13 protein-coding genes are annotated in these 16,803 nt (G+C 37.5%); 7 read left to right on the top strand and 6 right to left on the bottom strand.

The features are described from left to right. Positions 1 to 132: 132 nt before the first annotated feature. Complete coding sequence (locus tag CD122_RS09375; RefSeq protein ID WP_103358717.1) at positions 133 to 1,935, top strand: acyltransferase family protein; 1,803 nt, start codon at positions 133 to 135, stop codon at positions 1,933 to 1,935. Between the two features lie 201 nt (positions 1,936 to 2,136). Here CD122_RS09375 and CD122_RS09370 read toward each other — a convergent pair whose 3' ends face one another. The 4 genes from CD122_RS09370 to CD122_RS09355 all read right to left on the bottom strand — a co-directional run bounded on the left by CD122_RS09370 (position 2,137) and on the right by CD122_RS09355 (position 8,432). Continuing rightward, positions 2,137 to 5,976 carry a GW dipeptide domain-containing protein gene (locus CD122_RS09370; RefSeq protein WP_103358716.1) on the bottom strand — a complete coding sequence of 1,280 codons (3,840 nt, stop codon included), beginning with the start codon at positions 5,974 to 5,976 and terminating at the stop codon, positions 2,137 to 2,139. 196 nt (positions 5,977 to 6,172) lie between these two features. Then, entirely contained in the window at positions 6,173 to 6,613 is a 441-nt protein-coding gene (locus tag CD122_RS09365) for a GNAT family N-acetyltransferase (RefSeq protein WP_103358715.1), read from the bottom strand. A 149-nt stretch (positions 6,614 to 6,762) separates the two neighbouring features. Next, positions 6,763 to 7,233 (bottom strand): DUF2538 family protein, encoded by a 471-nt coding sequence (locus tag CD122_RS09360; protein ID WP_103358714.1) that lies wholly within the window; start codon positions 7,231 to 7,233, stop codon positions 6,763 to 6,765. A gap of 23 nt (positions 7,234 to 7,256) precedes the next feature. Then, complete coding sequence (locus tag CD122_RS09355) at positions 7,257 to 8,432, bottom strand: LCP family protein (protein ID WP_103358713.1); 1,176 nt, start codon at positions 8,430 to 8,432, stop codon at positions 7,257 to 7,259. 306 nt (positions 8,433 to 8,738) lie between these two features. Here CD122_RS09355 and CD122_RS09350 point away from each other — a divergent pair, with 306 nt between their 5' ends. Then, a complete protein-coding gene (locus tag CD122_RS09350) occupies positions 8,739 to 9,386 on the top strand; it encodes a PepSY domain-containing protein (protein ID WP_103358712.1) in 648 nt (215 codons plus the stop codon). 183 nt (positions 9,387 to 9,569) lie between these two features. Here the strand turns inward: CD122_RS09350 and CD122_RS09345 are convergent, their stop codons facing one another. Continuing rightward, on the bottom strand, positions 9,570 to 10,715 hold the full coding sequence (locus CD122_RS09345) for a globin domain-containing protein (protein ID WP_103358711.1): 1,146 nt from the start codon (positions 10,713 to 10,715) through the stop codon (positions 9,570 to 9,572). 202 nt (positions 10,716 to 10,917) lie between these two features. Here CD122_RS09345 and CD122_RS09340 point away from each other — a divergent pair, with 202 nt between their 5' ends. From CD122_RS09340 to qoxD, 5 genes are all read left to right on the top strand, one after another. Continuing rightward, complete coding sequence (locus CD122_RS09340; RefSeq protein ID WP_103358710.1) at positions 10,918 to 11,247, top strand: immunoglobulin-like domain-containing protein; 330 nt, start codon at positions 10,918 to 10,920, stop codon at positions 11,245 to 11,247. Between the two features lie 448 nt (positions 11,248 to 11,695). After that, positions 11,696 to 12,799 carry a cytochrome aa3 quinol oxidase subunit II gene (gene qoxA, locus CD122_RS09335; RefSeq protein WP_103358709.1) on the top strand — a complete coding sequence of 368 codons (1,104 nt, stop codon included), beginning with the start codon at positions 11,696 to 11,698 and terminating at the stop codon, positions 12,797 to 12,799. Positions 12,800 to 12,801: 2 nt separating this feature from the next. After that, the gene (gene qoxB, locus CD122_RS09330) at positions 12,802 to 14,787 is read left to right on the top strand and encodes a cytochrome aa3 quinol oxidase subunit I (protein ID WP_103358718.1); all 1,986 of its coding nucleotides are present in this window, start codon (positions 12,802 to 12,804) and stop codon (positions 14,785 to 14,787) included. Beyond that, positions 14,780 to 15,388: a cytochrome aa3 quinol oxidase subunit III gene (qoxC, locus tag CD122_RS09325; RefSeq protein ID WP_103358708.1), complete on the top strand. Its 609-nt coding sequence runs from the start codon at positions 14,780 to 14,782 to the stop codon at positions 15,386 to 15,388. The genes qoxB and qoxC overlap by 8 nt, the downstream gene beginning before the upstream one ends. Then, complete coding sequence (qoxD, locus tag CD122_RS09320; RefSeq protein WP_103358707.1) at positions 15,385 to 15,675, top strand: cytochrome aa3 quinol oxidase subunit IV; 291 nt, start codon at positions 15,385 to 15,387, stop codon at positions 15,673 to 15,675. The genes qoxC and qoxD overlap by 4 nt, the downstream gene beginning before the upstream one ends. Before the next feature lie 219 nt (positions 15,676 to 15,894). Here qoxD and folD read toward each other — a convergent pair whose 3' ends face one another. Beyond that, on the bottom strand, positions 15,895 to 16,752 hold the full coding sequence (folD, locus tag CD122_RS09315) for a bifunctional methylenetetrahydrofolate dehydrogenase/methenyltetrahydrofolate cyclohydrolase FolD (protein WP_103358706.1): 858 nt from the start codon (positions 16,750 to 16,752) through the stop codon (positions 15,895 to 15,897). Positions 16,753 to 16,803: the final 51 nt, after the last annotated feature.

Below are 16,803 nucleotides of genomic sequence, written 5' to 3'. Positions count from 1 at the left end.
TATTTATACTAATTTATATGTTGAAGTTAAGATTTTTTGATTAATTGTTCTCTTTAACAACAGGATATGGTAAATTGAAAAACATATGAGTAAATTTGTAAAATAAGAATTTAAAACAGGAGATATAGAGTTATGGCTGATACGAATTTTTCAGAGTTGAAACGCCTACATCATCCACCAAGATATTTGCCAGGTTTAGATGGCTTACGTGCGATTTCGGTCATCGGCATTATTATTTATCATCTTAATGCCCAATGGTTATCAGGTGGTTTTTTAGGTGTTGATACTTTTTTTGTAATTTCAGGTTATTTAATTACATCACTATTATTATTTGAATATGAAAATTATGGTCGTATTGATCTCATCACTTTTTGGCTTAAGCGATTTAAACGCCTTATTCCAGCCATGTTGTTTGTCGTCTTATTCTCAGTAATCTATGTGTTATTTTTTGAACCAGAAATTTTAAAAGCCATCAAAGGCGATGCAGTAGCAGCACTGATTTATGTATCCAACTGGTGGTACATTTTCCAAGATATTGATTATTTCGATCAGTTTAAACCAATGCCATTAAAACACTTATGGTCATTAGCGGTAGAAGAACAATTTTATATTTTCTATCCTTTAGTATTGATGGCTGTTCTTAAACTTTTAAAACGTAAAAAATGGGTTGTATGTGCATTTTTAGTGATTTCACTATTATCTGCATGGTGGATGTTTCATTTATCTGCACCAGATGTTAATAATGCACGTACTTATTTTGGTACAGACACACGTCTGCAAACATTGTTATTAGGTGTCATATTTGCATTTATCTGGCCAGCCTTTAAATTGAAAAGTAATCCTGCCCAAACGAGTCGTGTCACAGTAGATACATTAGGTAGTATCGCATTAGTCGGACTACTGACATTATTTTTTATAGTGGATGAGCAACAGTTTTGGTTGTATAGTGGCGGATTCTATGCGATTTCGCTACTAACATTATTGATTATCGCGAGTGTCGTTCAACCTAAAGGATTCCTTGCTAAGGCAATGGGCAATCCGCTGTTCTTATACATTGGCAAACGCTCATACAGCCTATATTTATGGCACTTCGTTATCATCACATTTCTGCATAAACATTTCGTAGCAGGGCAATATCCATTTTACGTATACGTGTTAGACATTGTGCTGACGTTCTTAATGGCAGAAATCTCATATCGTTTTGTAGAAACACCATTCAGACGTCACGGCTTACGTGCTTTTTATATGAAAGAAGCACGCCTAACATCTATGATTCGTACCCCGATTATTTTAGCGGCAGTAGTAATGGTTGGACTGGTACTTGCAGGACAATTTGATAGCTTTGCGAAACAAGAGCAAAAAATGACTGCGTATAAAACCGAACAAAAAGCAGCGGACAAAGTACCAGAAAAACCAGAAGTTGAACCAAAACCAACAAACGAAGCATTCGATGCAAAAAAACTCTCACCACTCTTTATCGGTGATTCTTTAACGGTAGGTATGGGTTATTACTTGGATGAACATTACCAAACGCCAACGATTGATGCGCAAGTCGGTCGTTCAATGGGAGAGGCGTTAAATGTCGCGCCAAACTATGCGGCGTATAATAAAGAAGGGCAAGTCGTTGTCATTCAAATAGGTACGAACGGCGACTTTGATAAACCACAGATTGAAGAAATGGTTAAATCGTTTGATAAAGCAGATGTTTATTTGATTAATACAACAGTGCCAAGAGACTACCGCGACCATGTTAATGACTTGTTAGAAAAAACAGCTAAAAAACATAAGCATGTGACGTTGGTAGACTGGTATTCAGCAGGTGTTGGTCATACAGAGTTCTTTGCTTATGACGGCATTCATTTGGAACATCCAGGTATCCAAAGATTAGTAGAAGAACTTGATAATAGAATTAAAGAAAATCAAACAAAAAAATAGCAAAATGAAATGCCTCCTTTTCTAGAAAACAAATGGAAAGGGGGCATATTTATATAGCATTTGAAGTGAGGCGCCTTGGCAAGCGAGCAATTAAGAAACGATGACATTCAAGAACGAACTAATTACAATAAAATCAAATGAAGTTATTTATTACTAAAAAAGACAGCTGCACATCAAAAATGCAACTGTCTTTTTTGAATTCTATTTTGTTTTGTAAGTGTCTACATCGAAGTATTTACCAACTTCACCGATTTGATCGTAGAAGTTTTTCATACGTTTCGCATTGTGGTCTGCCCAAGTAATATCTGTCGCATATTGATGTACGGCAGGATTATGTGGGTTCCAACGCATACGATAAAGTGTGTTTTGACCACTACCGATATATTTCTCTTTAATAAACTTGGCACCACCAACGATTGATTTTCTTACTGTGTCCCAACCGTTTGATTGCGCAGTTTTGAAACCATTGCGTACAGCATCGTGGTCAAATGCACCAATGCCGAACATATTGTAATACTTTTTGCTTTCGTTTGTTACAACTTGATTTCGGCTATTTACGTATCCACCATTTGCTAATTGAGATGTACCATTACCTGTTTCAAGTAGGGCATGTGAAATTAAGTAAATCTCATTAATGTTGTGTGTAATTGCCGCTTCTTTAAAGGCTTGACCTTGACCGTTCAAAATACCTTTTCCTTTAAGCAGTTTGTCTAAGTCACTTGCTTCTAAACCTTGGTATTGGTTTAATTTCAAGAATTGGTACATACTCGCTGGATCTTTAGCGATACGTTGTGTATCCATTGCACGACGTGTTTCTTCACGTGTAGCATCTTGCCATCTTCCAGGAATACGTTGAACTTGTGGTTTATATGTTAATGCTTGTTGTTTATTAACAGCTTGATCAAGTGTATATGATGAGCCGTAATATTTGATAAGTTGTGAACGTAAATCAGCCGCTTTGACCCAACCTTTTTTACCATCTTTAAATGAACCATAGTACCAAGTAATACCATTCACAACAGATGATTTGCTCACTTTAAATAAGTCTTCATAGTAGTTACTTAATCTACCAGCTGCTACTTTATCACCAGCATGTGCGTAATAATAACCGTTATTGTTGAACACGAAATAGTGATTTGAGTGATTCAATGTTTGTGATGCAACAGGTTTTGTCGCAGGACGTGTTACCGTTGTTTTCACTGGCACAGATTTTACAGCAGTTAAATCATTTTTGTTAATCCAACCTGTTTTACGGTTAACGTTACCATAAAGGAATGTATCTTTACCGATAGCAACAGATTTTGTCGCATTAAATGTACGACTTGCAAGTTGTTTCAATGTGTCGATACGTTGTTTGGCAGTTCCCCAAGGGATTGAATAAAGACCTGATGTTTTGCCGTTTACTGTGTATGATGCTTTGACAGGTTTTGTTGCACCCATTGATTGTGTGAAAACTTCATCAGCTTTGACCCAACCAAGTGGTGTTTTGCCATTTGTATTTTGAAGTAATACATAGTTTTGGTTATTTGCTGTTGCTGTTTTTGTGATTTTGTATGTTTTATCAGCGTAAGTTGCTGCGTTTTTACCAGCTTTATCATAAACAGTCGCTCTAAGACCAGTGTTAGTTGGTTTAAGACGACCAATTTTTGATACGTTAGCTGTAACATTTGCTGCAGTTTTCGGTAGGGCAAGGATATTGCTGTTGACCCATCCTTGTACTTTATTATTTAAAATACCATATACATAAACGTCATTTGCTACTTTTTGTTGTCTTACTGCTTTGAAAGCTTGAGCGCCATTACCTGTTACAGTACCGACAACTTGCTTACTTGAACCCCATGGTGCCGCATATAACTTGCTACCTGGGTTAATTGTATAGGCTTTATTAATGACTTGTGCATATTCACTTGGGCGGTACGTGACATCTTGTGTTTTTACCCAACCAAGGTGTGTACCAGATACATAGTCAGTTACTAAATAATAATCTTGACCATTCAATGAGGCTTTTTTAGAGACACGCATTGTTTGATCAGTCGCTGTCGTTTTCTTGCCGTACTTGTCATACACAGAAACGCGTAAACCATTGTTTGCCGCATTGATACGACCCATACCTGTATTGTTGACAACTTTTAATGGTGATACGACTGCTGGTTTTGTTGCCGGCTTAGTCGTAGGTTTTGCAGCTGGCTTAGGTGCTGGTTTTGGTGCGACAACGATATTGTTTGCGCTAATCCAACCAGTCATTTTATTCACTGTACCGTATAGCCATTGTGTGCTACCAATTTTTTGTTGTTTTTGAGAAGTGAAGGCTTGATTTACAGTCTTAGAAGTTGTACCTCTCACTTGAGATTGCGTACCCCAAGGCACATTGTAAACAACTGTACCAGGTTTAACTGTGTATTGTTTGCGTAATGATTGTTCAGCTTGTGCGTGTTGATACTGAACATCGCCTTTTTTAACCCAACCAAGTAATGCATTAGTCTTCGCATCCGTCATTAAGTAGAATTGGTTACCATTTAAGTTCGCTGTTTTTGTTACTTTTAATGTTTGGTTTGTATGATTTGTTGCTTTACCATGTTGATCATAAACCGTTGTATAAAGGCCGTTGTTTTTCGTATTAATACGACCGTAACCTAAATCTTTTGCAACTGTTAAGTTATTGTTTACAACAGTTGTTGAAGGTTTTGACGGTGTTGCTGGTTTTGTAGGTGTCACCGGTTTAGGTGCAGCTGGTTTCGTTACAGCAGGTGTTGTAATACCCATTTTCGCTTGATATTTCTCTTGAATAAGGTCATACAATTCAGCATAGCTATAACCGTGCGCATTTAAATAACCGTGTGGGTCAACGTGGTCTGTACCACCCAAATGTCTAGAAACAGCAAGGTGAGTCCATACTGTACCTCTACCATCATATTCAGCACTGTCAGGTTGCAAACCGTAGTACTGTAAGTTTGTTGCAACATAGTCTGCCATGTTGTTCATTTGGCGTGCGAATGAATCGTAGTCATGAACGTGTACTAACTCCATATGGATAAAGCGTTGGTTTGCTTGGTATCCAGCACCCCATGCAAGGTAATCTGTTGGTTGTGTTTCAACAATGCGATTACCATCGATAAAGCCATGAACAAACGCACTATTGTAGTTACGTTTCATGTAGGCAATTTCACCGTTAATTGTTGAAGAATCATTGGCAGTGTCATGGATGACGATACCTTCTGGCTTACCTACGCCACCACGGTAGCCATAACGTGGAATAAAGCTTGAATAATCTTCTTCATATCTAGGCACCGTATAATTTTTGTTACGGATATACGTGTTAATAGATGAGTTTACTTTTGGCTTATATGTCGGTGGTACCATTTTGCGTTCAACAGGCATAGAGCGAAATGCTGTTCCAGTAGCAGGACCGCCTTTACCGCCAACTCGAGGGGGTGTTGGACCATTTGGATTTACATCTTCTTCAGTTTCTACAGTATTATTGTAAAGTGCAACGTTAGCTGTTTCTGTTGATGGTGTTGTTACTTCAGTTGTAGTTGCTGGAGCAGGTTCTTCAGTTGCATATGTCGTTGCTTCTGTAGGTTGTACAGTTGTAGCAGTTTCTGGTGTGCTAGCAGGTGTTTCAACGTATTCAGGTTGTAGCTCAGCTTGGTCAACTTCAGCTTCAGAATGTAGTTGAATATCTTCTTCGTTAATTGGTGCTTCTTCCGGTGTTAATGCAGTTGTTGCTTCAGTTGCTGTATCGTTAGCTGTTTCTTCAGCAGTTGCATCAGTTGTCGCTGTTGCATTGACTTTTGTTGTATCAACATTCACTTTTGAAGGATCTTGATACGTTTGTGTACCAGCGATTGGTGTCGTGTTATCTGTCGTTTGTTGTTTCGCAACTTCCCCTTGTTGTTTGGCAACTTGATCATTTAATACGTTAACTGGTGTCTCTTGTGCAGTTGTGTTTTCTGCTGCATCAACATGGTGTGCGGTCATAGCTGTTCCTGCGATTGTTAATGCAATCATAGATGGTGTCTTATACCCAAATTTTTTAACCATTTCATTTCTCCTTTTAAAATTGTAAATCTTTAATTAAGATGATTACCATTATTATATGACTTTGAACTCATAAATAGGCCTTTTTAATTAGATTGTAATTTAACTTTAATATTGTCGGTACTTACAATTTACAATGTTGTGACGATTGTGCTTAAAAACATTGCTTTTTGATATATCGCTGTAAAAAAACTGTCGGTTATTTTTCTTGATTCGTTGTAATATATTTCTCCATATAACGGTGGGGGATACCTGCATCCATAAAAATATCACCATACGCTTTGTAACCTAAAGACTCATAAAAAGGAATGGCATGTGTTTGCGCACCCAACTTAAAGTGTTGATAGCCGTGTTCCATTGCAATTTGTTCAAGTGCTACAATGAGTTGTTTCCCAATACCTCTACCGCGATACGCTTTCATAACCGCAACACGTTCAACTTTTGCTGTTGAACCAACACCGCGATAACGTGCGGTCGCCATCGGTTTGCCGTCTTCATCATAGCCAATAAAATAATGTGCCGACGATTCGTATTCATCAAATTCTTCCTCACGTGTAACGCCTTGTTCATCGATAAAAACAGCTTCTCTAATTGCTAAGACATCTTGATATTCTTGTTCTGTTGTCACTTCTTTAAACATACTCACACATCCTTTAATATGTATTGTGTCTATATTATAGAAGTTACAAGTGTGTTGCAATATTTATACTGAAAAAAGTAAAAAGCGAGATAGAAATCACAACTAATGCATAGAAGGATGGCTATCTCGCTTAAAAGTTATTTTATTTGTTATTGTGCGTTGCGTCTGACAAGTGCTGTATATTGCCAGAAAATGCGCATCTGCACGGAGTTCCAGTTATTCAAGCCCATTGTATACCCAGATGGTTTGAAAATATGAACGTCTGTTACTTCAAGAGCTGCCGCCACTAAATATTGTATTGGCACACTCAAATTCGTCATTTCAGGCGTTAAACCATCATCGTTATAGACCCATGAAAATGGTAGTGGGGCATTGAACACATCAATCGCATCGAAAATTTCAGGTAATGCAACAATATAACACGCCCCATCAATAATTGGGTTTGTTTCACTGTCACTGTAATAGAGTAGCAGGGCTTCATAATTTTCGCGATGTGCATGATTGACAAAGAAAAAGTCATTACGAAAATGTGCATGATCTTTACTGTGAATAATTTGTTGCTCTAACATGTTAAACATGCCATTAATTTGACTAATTTTTTCATGTGTATGGCGTGACATGCATAGACCTCCTATCATAATCATTAATAATATGTGCTTCTGTCATATGGATATTCGTCAACCGCATCAGGGTTCGCATATGGATCTTGTTCCTCTGAATAATTGTCAGGGAATTGTTGTAGGTTATCATCTGTATCTTCTTCATATTCAGACGGACGAAATGCTTCATCTAGCAATGACGCATCAATTTCAGCTAAAGGTGGGATACCGCCATATTGTGTAATAACGCGATGAATTAAAAAGTCATCGTCTTGTAATGTTGGCAAACCTAAATCTTTTCTTAACAAGTTACTTGTACGGATGAGTTCATCTTCATCTGGATTAATATAGTAGATACCGTTTAATAATTCATTCTCACCTTGTAATTGCTGTGATTTAATCGTTGCTTCGCCTGTTAGATACGTAGCAGCGAGAGAACGAATTTCATCATATGATAAGTTATGCTTGGAATTTTTACCTACAATTTCAATTATGTCATCCAGTTTGCGCAGTGACTTCGTATCTTGAGCCTTTTGGAATAAAATCTTTAAGACTTCCATTTGACGTTCACCACGTTTTAAATCAGAATCTTGCTTTCTTGTTCGCGTAATCGCTAAAGCTTGATCCCCATTTAATAACTGTTTTCCTTTTTTGAGCTTAATACGACCTTGATCGGTGGTATTCGGTTCGTCTAAATCATAAGGGACATCGTATTCAATGCCGCCCAACTCATCAACGGTTTTGACAAATGCTTCCATATTAATACGTATATAGTAGTCGACAGGAATGTTTAATGATGATTCAACGCTATCCATTGTTGCTTCTGGACCACCATAAGCATGCGCGTGTGTTATTTTATCGTAATAGCCAACTTCAGGTATATAACTAAGCGTATCTCTAGGAATGCTTAATAATCTTATTTGTTGAGTATCTGGGTTGAATGTAGACAATATCATCGCGTCAGTACGAGATTGTTCTGTACTTTGTCCATTTTCGCGTCTAGAGCTACTATCATCAATCCCTAAAAACAAAACAGATACAGGGTCTGATGATGCATCAACGCTTGACGTTCGTAACTTCGACTCGTGTGAATCAGATTCAGAAAAGGAGTCGTCAAAAGCGTTTTTTGATGACTGTAATAACATAAAGCCAAAAATTGTAGGAACAATTACGAGCATTAATGCTAAAAGAAATAATAAGTACTTAAATCCTCGATTCATCGGACATTGCTCCTAAAATAGTGTTTATTTACAAATCATAGTTTATTGTAATGCATTTTATAGAAGACTTTCAATGATTTACAACCAATATTACATATTATCTAACAATTTTTCATGAGGGATATGAGTCACGTTATTTCTAGGGTTATGAAGTAATTACTGATTTATGTAGAAAAGGGACATCTATAAAATAAAGTTTGTTCACTTAGGCTCATACTTGCGACCGATATTTCAAAAATTGGGTGTTTTATCTTGAAAAGGGGGTATAGACTACTGTAAATACAGAGAAAAAATGGAGGCAACAACATGAAATTTAAAATTTTAGCTTTATTATTATCAGCAGGTATCGTATTAGCAGCATGTGGTAACGACAACGATGATCAGAATGACAAACAAACGGATAACCAACAAACATCTCAAACATCAAATGACAACAACGACAACATGGATAAAAACGATGACATGGACAAAGATGATCAAAACAACTCAAATGATCAGCAGTCAACACAAATGAAAGAGATGACATTTGACTTGAAAGATGTTCAAACAGAACCTGAAAAGGCTATTGAAACAGCACAGAAAGAGTTCGATGGTCAAGTTAAGTCACTTGAATATAAAGAAGACAATGGTCAATGGATTTACAAAGTGGACCTTGTAAATGGTGACAATGAAGCGGAAGTTAAAGTGTCTGACAAAGATAACAAAGTGTTAGCTTCTGAACAAGAAATGGAAAACGACACGCAAAAAGAAAAAGTCATTGATTTAGACAATATCGTTTCTTATAAAGATGCGATTAAAACAGCACAGAAAGAAATGAAAGGTGATTTAAAACAATGGAAATTAAATCACGACAATGGCAAACTTGTTTATGAAGTAGAGTTAGTAGATCAAAATAATGATAAAGAACTTATTATTGATGCCAAAACTGGCAAAGTGATGGGTACAGATCAATAATTAACATATGTGAGGTAGAATGGCATTGCGCTGTTCTGCCTTTTCTTTATGTTTGATGTAAAAAGGGGCTCATTGTTTCAGATGTATCGTTAATATCTTTAAGATGTTTAAAGAGGTCTGGTTAACCATATATATGAAAAAAAGACTGCCATTCAATTAAGGCAGCCTTTAAAATGAATTAGATTAGATTGCAACGCTAAGGCGTGGTACGAATGTTTCGAAGTGGATACGGTTTTCGTCAACACCTAATTGAGCTAATTCTTGAATCATTGATTGTAAGAAAGGTGTACCACCACAGATGTAAACTTCTGTGTCATCTGCTAAGTAACCTTTAAGTTCTTCTGCTTTTAAGTAACCTTCTTGGTCACGTAAATGTGTGTGTAATGTCGCGTCTTTGGCATCTTCAGTGATCTTATCAAGTTCTGCTTTGAAAGCAACGTCTTTTTCTGAAGCAGCAACATTGATGAATTTAACGTTTGAACCAGCTTGTGCTGCGTGACGGTACATTGATACTAATGGTGTTACGCCGACACCTGAACCTAAGAATAATTGAGGTTTTTCAATATTGTGTACTTGGAAGCCACCAACTGGTGCAGATAAGTTAATCATGTCGCCTTCTTTGAATTCATCGTGTAAGATTGTTGAAACTTCACCTTCATGACCTTCACTTACTTCGCGACGAACACCGAATGTAATGAAGTCTTTACCACCATCAACGATTGAGTAGTGACGTTTTGCACGGTAAGGTAATTTTTCGCTTTCAACATCAACTGTAATATATTGACCTGGAACGAATTGACTTAAGTCTTGGTCTTCAGAAACGATAGTGAACGCTTTAATGTTATGTGTAACTTCTTCAATTTTATCAATTTTGAAAGGTTTGAAACCTTGCCAAGCCATACCAGCGTAGATGTCTTTTTCAATTGAGATAAAGGCATCAGCAATCACACCGTATGCTTTCGCCCAAGTCTTGATAATTGGGTGGTTTTCGTCAACACCAACAACGTCTTGAATTGCAGCTAATAAGTTTTCACCAACGATAGGGTAGTGCTCTTCACGTACATCTAAGGCACAGTGTTTGTAACCAACTTCTTTAACGATTGGTACGATAGGCGTAAAGTCTTCAATATTCATTGCAGCAGCTAATACTGATTGCGCTAATGCTGTTGATTGAAAACCTTTCTTTTGGTTTGTTTGGTTAAACATATTACGTAATTCAGGGTGTTGAGTAAACATTCTATTGTAGAAACGTGATGTGATTTCTGTTCCTTTTTCTTTTAATACAGGAACAGTTTCTAAAATAATCCCTTTTTCTTCTTGTGTTAACACGACAATCACTCCTTAAAGTATTTACTATATATTATTCACTAAACCATCACATAACGGAAATAAAACGTACGTCTAGGATAGTATGTGAGATAACAAGCGTTTACAAAAATTTAAACTTTTAAGTCCATAGTAGGATTCCATCTTGTTCAAAAAAATGTATAATAGGTTGTGACAGTACATTCAGAATGGAGGACCACACACTATGAACAAATTACTTCAATCGTTATCAGCTATTGGTGTTTCAGCAACTTTAGTTACGCCAAATCTCAGTGTGGAAGCAACATCCAATTCAGTACCATCTATCAAAGGGATAGAAGATACAATTGTAGAAGTGGGTAAAACGTATAACCCATTAGCTGGTGTTACTGCATACGACAAAGAAGACGGCGATCTGACTGACAAAATAAAGGTCAATGGTCATTTTGATACGTCTAAAAAAGGTACATATCAACTCGAATATCAAGTCGCTGACTCAGATGGCGCCATTGAAACATCTTCACGTGTCATCAAAGTGGTTGATGCACCGAAATAACGCAAGTTCAAAAGGCTGACAAGTAACAGGAACGTCATTGTAACTGCTTACATTGGTCGGTCTTTTTCTTATTATAATATTATGTCTTATAACTAATTATCATTTTACAAATCAACGCGCTTACACACTATAAGTAAATTCCCTACATCTTTAAATCAAATCCCCTCGATTTAGTGATAAACATTTTCAATTAGCGTAAATTAGAAAGCGTTTCCAACTGTTGGTAATGTTAGTGTTCCACCGATTTTGCATTATATTCATCAATTTGACCCATTTCACAAAATGTACACATATTTTTTGAGGCCCACTCAGCCCTTGCCACGCCTAGAGTGACAACATCATCCATAATTTTTATTTAGTAAAATAACAAAAACCCTCTTGTAAATATTACATATTATTTTAAAATTGATATAAGCCCTACATTTGTAGTATTAGGAGGTTAAAAAAAGTGTCAAAATTAAAGTCTTTGCTTCTAGCGTTTGGAAGTCTGTTTTTACTTGCAGGTTGCTCTAACATGGAAGTATTAAACCCAAAAGGGCCAATGGCAAGTGAATTGAGATTTTTGATTATCTACTCAATTATCTTCATGGTTGGCATTGTTGCGGTTGTATCGATCCTTTTTGCTGTTTTCACATGGAAATACCGTTACACGAAAACAACAGAATCAGGTAAAATGCACCACAACGTACTTCTTGAAACGGTTTGGTTTATCATTCCTGTACTTATTTTAGTTGCATTAATGATTCCAACTGTTAAATCACTCTATCATTTTGAGGAGCCACCTAAAGCTGAAGATGATCCGATTGTGATCTATGCAGTGAGCGGTGGTTATAAATGGTTCTTCGCTTATCCGGAAGAGAAAATCGAAACGGTAAACCATTTAACAATCCCAACAAACCGTCCAATTACGTTCAAGCTTCAAGCGATGGACGCAATGACAAGTTTCTGGATTCCTCAACTTCACGGTCAAAAATACGCGATGACTGCGATGACAATGGAGTGGACTTTACAAGCTGATAAGGAAGGCACATATCGTGGCCGTAACTCTAACTTCAACGGTGAAGGGTTCTCACGTCATACTTTCCAAGTTAATGCTGTAAGTCAACAAAAATACGATGAATGGGTGAAAAAAGCGCAATCAGAGAAAGTGCTTGATCAAGATACTTTCGACAAACAACTTTTACCTATCACGAAAAACGAAGCGTTAACATTCAGTGGTACGCACATGGCATTCGTAGACCCGGCTGCTGATCCGGAATACATTTTCCATGCATACAAACGTTTCAACTTTGTTCAGAAGGACTTGAACTTCACACATGATCAAACTGAAGGCGTTCTAAGCGAACCTAACAAACCAGCACGTCAAGTGACGGTTACAAATGAGAACTACCCTCGTCATGGTATGAAACCTGCGATCCTGAAAAATGATGAACCATATACTAATGAGTTCAAGAAGGAAGAGGAACATACAATGAACGAAATGGAATCAATGCACAAAGGTGCCAAAAATGCTGAGGCACACAAAGATCATAAAAGTGGAGGTGGACATTAATGTTGAACTTTCCATGGGATGAGCTTCTAGTACGTGGTAACTGGATGATTACCATGGCGCAAATCGGTGCACCGTTCTTAGTAATTGGTGTCATTGCAGCGCTTACGTACTTCAAGCTTTGGGGATATTTATACAAGGAATGGTTCATGTCAGTCGACCACAAGAAGATTGGTTTAATGTACCTAATCTGTGCCGTGTTAATGTTTGTACGTGGTGGTATCGATGCAATCCTATTACGTATCCAATTAACAGTACCGGACAACCCATTCTTAGACTCAAATCACTATAACGAAATCTTTACAACTCACGGTGTAATCATGATCATCTTCATGGCGATGCCACTTGTAATTGGTTTAATGAACATCATTATCCCATTACAAATCGGTGCACGTGACGTTGCATTCCCAGTACTAAACAACATTAGTTTCTGGTTATTCGTAGCAGGTATGTTATTATTCAACCTTTCATTTATTATCGGTGGATCACCTGCTGCAGGTTGGACAAACTATGCACCATTAGCTGGTGAATTTAGTCCTGGTCCAGGTGTTAACTATTACCTTATCGCAATTCAAATTGCAGGTCTTGGTACACTTATGACTGGTATCAACTTCTTTGTTACAATCATGCGTTTAAAAACGCCAAGTATGAAATTCATGCAAATGCCAATGTTCGTTGTGACAACATTTATTACAATGTTAATTATCTTATTAGCATTCCCACCACTTACTGTGGCACTTGCATTAATGACTACTGATAGAATTTTCGACACTGCATTCTTTACAGTAGCAAACGGTGGTATGCCAATGCTTTGGGCAAACTTCTTCTGGGTATGGGGGCACCCTGAGGTTTACATTCTTGTTCTTCCAGCATTCGGTATCTACTCAGAGGTTATTCCAACATTTGCGCGTAAACGTCTATTCGGTCATCAAAGCATGGTATGGGCGACTGGCGGTATCGCATTCTTAAGTTTCTTAGTATGGGTTCACCATTTCTTCACAATGGGTAATGGTGCATTAGTTAACTCATTCTTCTCAATTAGTACAGCGTTAATCTCTGTACCAACAGGTGTGAAAATCTTTAACTGGTTATTCACACTTCACAAAGGTCGTATTACATTTGAATCACCAATGTTATTCTCACTTGCGTTCATTCCGAACTTCGTAATCGGTGGGGTAACTGGGGTTATGTTATCAATGGCGTCTGCTGACTTCCAATACCATAACTCATATTTCTTAGTAGCACACTTCCACTACACAATCGTAGCGGGTGTTGTATTCGCTTGTTTCGCTGCCATGATTTTCTGGTATCCAAAAGCAATGGGATACAAACTATTTGAAAAACCTAACAAATGGTTCTTCTGGATCTTCATGGTTGGTTTCAATGTGACATTCTTACCACAATTCATCTTAGGTCTTGATGGTATGCCACGTCGTTTATACACTTATGCACCTGAAGAAGGTTGGTTCTTATTGAACCTTATCTCTACAATCGGTGCAGGTATGATGTCAGTTGCATTCCTAATCTTCGTAGGAAACATTGTGTACAGTCACATCAAAGCACCACGTGAAGCAACTGGTGATAACTGGGGCGGTTTAGGTCGTGGCTTAGAATGGTCTACGGCATCTGCAATCCCACCAAAATATAACTTTGCGATTACACCTGATTGGGATGATATTGATACATTTGTTGAAATGAAACAACATGGTAGACATTATCTAGATAACCATAATTACAGTGACATCCATATGCCGAATAACACACATATCGGTTTCTGGATGGGTGTATTCTTCTTCATTGGAGGATTCTTCTTAGTATTTGAAACAATCCTTCCAGCGATTCTTTCATTGGTAGGTATTTGTGGATTAATGATTTGGAGAAGTTTCCAAGAAGATCATGGTTACCACATTCCTGCTAGCGAAGTTGCTGAAACTGAAGCACGCTTAAGAAAAGCACGTCAGGAAGAAAGGGAGGCTATGAGTCATGAGTAATAATGCAGTCACTACAATTGATTCACGTACGCATGAAGGAAATTTAAACAAGCTAGGTTTCTGGATCTTCCTTACAGCTGAATTTGCCCTTTTCGGTACGCTTTTCGCAACACTTTTAATCTTGCAACATGGTGGTAGTTACGGCGGCATGATGACAACTGAATTGTTCGAACTTCCGCTTGTATTAATCATGACATTCTTACTTTTAGCAAGTTCTTATACTTGTGGTATTGCGATTTACTACATGCGTCAAGAAAAGAAAAATTTACTTTTGATCTGGATGGCGATTACAGTATTATTAGGTATTGGGTTTGTTGGATTCGAAATTTTCGAGTTCGCGCACTATGCACATGAAGGTGCGAACCCTACTATCGGATCATACTGGTCTAGTTTCTTCATCCTACTTGGAACTCACGGTCTTCACGTATCTTTAGGTATCGTATGGATCACTGGTTTATTAATCCAAGTAGTAAAACGTGGATTGAATAAATACAATGCACCGAAATTATTTATTTCAAGTTTATACTGGCACTTCTTAGATGTTGTATGGGTCTTCATCTTCACTGCCGTATATATGATAGGGATGGTGTATAGCGGATGAGTACTTTAGTAAAACATACAATGGGCTTTATCGCCTCAATTATATTAACGTTACTTGCAGTTTTCGTGACTCTTTACACATCGTTAACATTAAATGCTAAAATTACGATTATTTTCGGTTTTGCATTTATCCAAGCATTCTTACAACTCCTTATGTTCATGCACTTAACTGAAGGTAAAGATGGTCGATTACAACTTGCAAAAGTTACTTTCGCCATTATTATCACACTTGTTACAGTTATCGGTTCATACTGGGTTATGCAAGGTGCACACGGTCACCATCTATAAGATTGGTACCAACAAAAAGGAAAAGGCACATACGCGCGGCGTATGTGCCTTTTTTTTCGTGGTTCTACATCTTTTGTGGTGGGATGGCATGATTAGCCATTCTGCCTCTTATCTTTTTATAAAGAAACTGATGCATAAATAGTGTGCGTAACACCAAAAGATTAAATATATATACTTAAAAAGCGTACAATCTCAATCGACTGTACGCTTTCATATAAATTATTCTAAACCACGACGCATTTTTTCTGCGATTAATGTGTTGTTAAGCACCATTGTGATGGTCATTGGACCGACACCACCAGGTACCGGTGTAATCGCGCCGGCAATTTCTTTAACCGCTTCGTAATCGACATCACCTTTAAGTTTGCCATTTTCATCAGGTGTGTTCCCGACATCAATTACAACAGCACCTTCTTTGACATCATCTTTCGTCACCATGCCAGGACGTCCGACAGCGCTGACAATAACATCTGCATTTTTTAAGTGTTCGTGAATGTTTTGACTGCGTGAATGTAATACCGTAACTGTTGCATTTTGTTGTGTTAGAAGTTTGGCAACTGGTTGACCGACGATGTGACTACGACCAATCACAACAGCATTTTTACCTTCTAAATCAATCTCTGCGTGTTTTAATAACTCCATAACGCCAAGTGGTGTACAAGGGATGAGTTTGGCTTCGTCTAAATAGAGACGTCCGATATTGATAGGGTGGAAACCGTCCACATCTTTAGCCGGATCAATGGCATCTAATACTTTTTGCTCATCGACTTGTTTTGGTAGTGGTACTTGAACAAGAATACCACTGACACTTTCATCATTGTTTAATCGATCTAACTCTTTTAATACATCTGCTTCTGATGTTGATTCATCTAAGTGGATGACTTCTGAAATCATGCCAATCTTCTCTGCTGCTTTTTTCTTAGAACGCACATAACTTTGGCTCGCACCGTCATTACCTACTAAAATAACGGATAAATTAGGTGTGAATCCTTTTTCTTTTAATGCTTCAACTTCATCTTGTAAACCTTGACGATAGTCTTTCGCAATTTGTTTCCCATCTAAAATTTTTGCACTCATGACAAAAAAGCCTCCTTTGAATAATTCGAACTTTATAACTATATTATCACG

The organism is Staphylococcus rostri (assembly GCF_002902145.1).
Classification (GTDB): domain Bacteria; phylum Bacillota; class Bacilli; order Staphylococcales; family Staphylococcaceae; genus Staphylococcus; species Staphylococcus rostri.
Note: the sequence above shows the minus strand (reverse complement) of the source record. Positions and strands in the feature narration are given on the sequence as shown.

Bases quoted from the DNA above. Each gene is read 5' to 3' on its own strand.
- CD122_RS09355 (WP_103358713.1), bottom strand. From the start codon at position 8,432: ATGAATCGAGGATTTAAGTACTTATTATTTCTTTTAGCATTAATGCTC.
- CD122_RS09360 (WP_103358714.1), bottom strand. From the start codon at position 7,233: ATGTCACGCCATACACATGAAAAAATTAGTCAAATTAATGGCATGTTT.
- CD122_RS09365 (WP_103358715.1), bottom strand. From the start codon at position 6,613: ATGTTTAAAGAAGTGACAACAGAACAAGAATATCAAGATGTCTTAGCA.
- qoxD (WP_103358707.1), top strand. From the start codon at position 15,385: ATGAGTACTTTAGTAAAACATACAATGGGCTTTATCGCCTCAATTATA.
- CD122_RS09375 (WP_103358717.1), top strand. From the start codon at position 133: ATGGCTGATACGAATTTTTCAGAGTTGAAACGCCTACATCATCCACCA.
- CD122_RS09370 (WP_103358716.1), bottom strand. From the start codon at position 5,976: ATGGTTAAAAAATTTGGGTATAAGACACCATCTATGATTGCATTAACA.
- CD122_RS09350 (WP_103358712.1), top strand. From the start codon at position 8,739: ATGAAATTTAAAATTTTAGCTTTATTATTATCAGCAGGTATCGTATTA.
- qoxC (WP_103358708.1), top strand. From the start codon at position 14,780: ATGAGTAATAATGCAGTCACTACAATTGATTCACGTACGCATGAAGGA.
- folD (WP_103358706.1), bottom strand. From the start codon at position 16,752: ATGAGTGCAAAAATTTTAGATGGGAAACAAATTGCGAAAGACTATCGT.
- CD122_RS09340 (WP_103358710.1), top strand. From the start codon at position 10,918: ATGAACAAATTACTTCAATCGTTATCAGCTATTGGTGTTTCAGCAACT.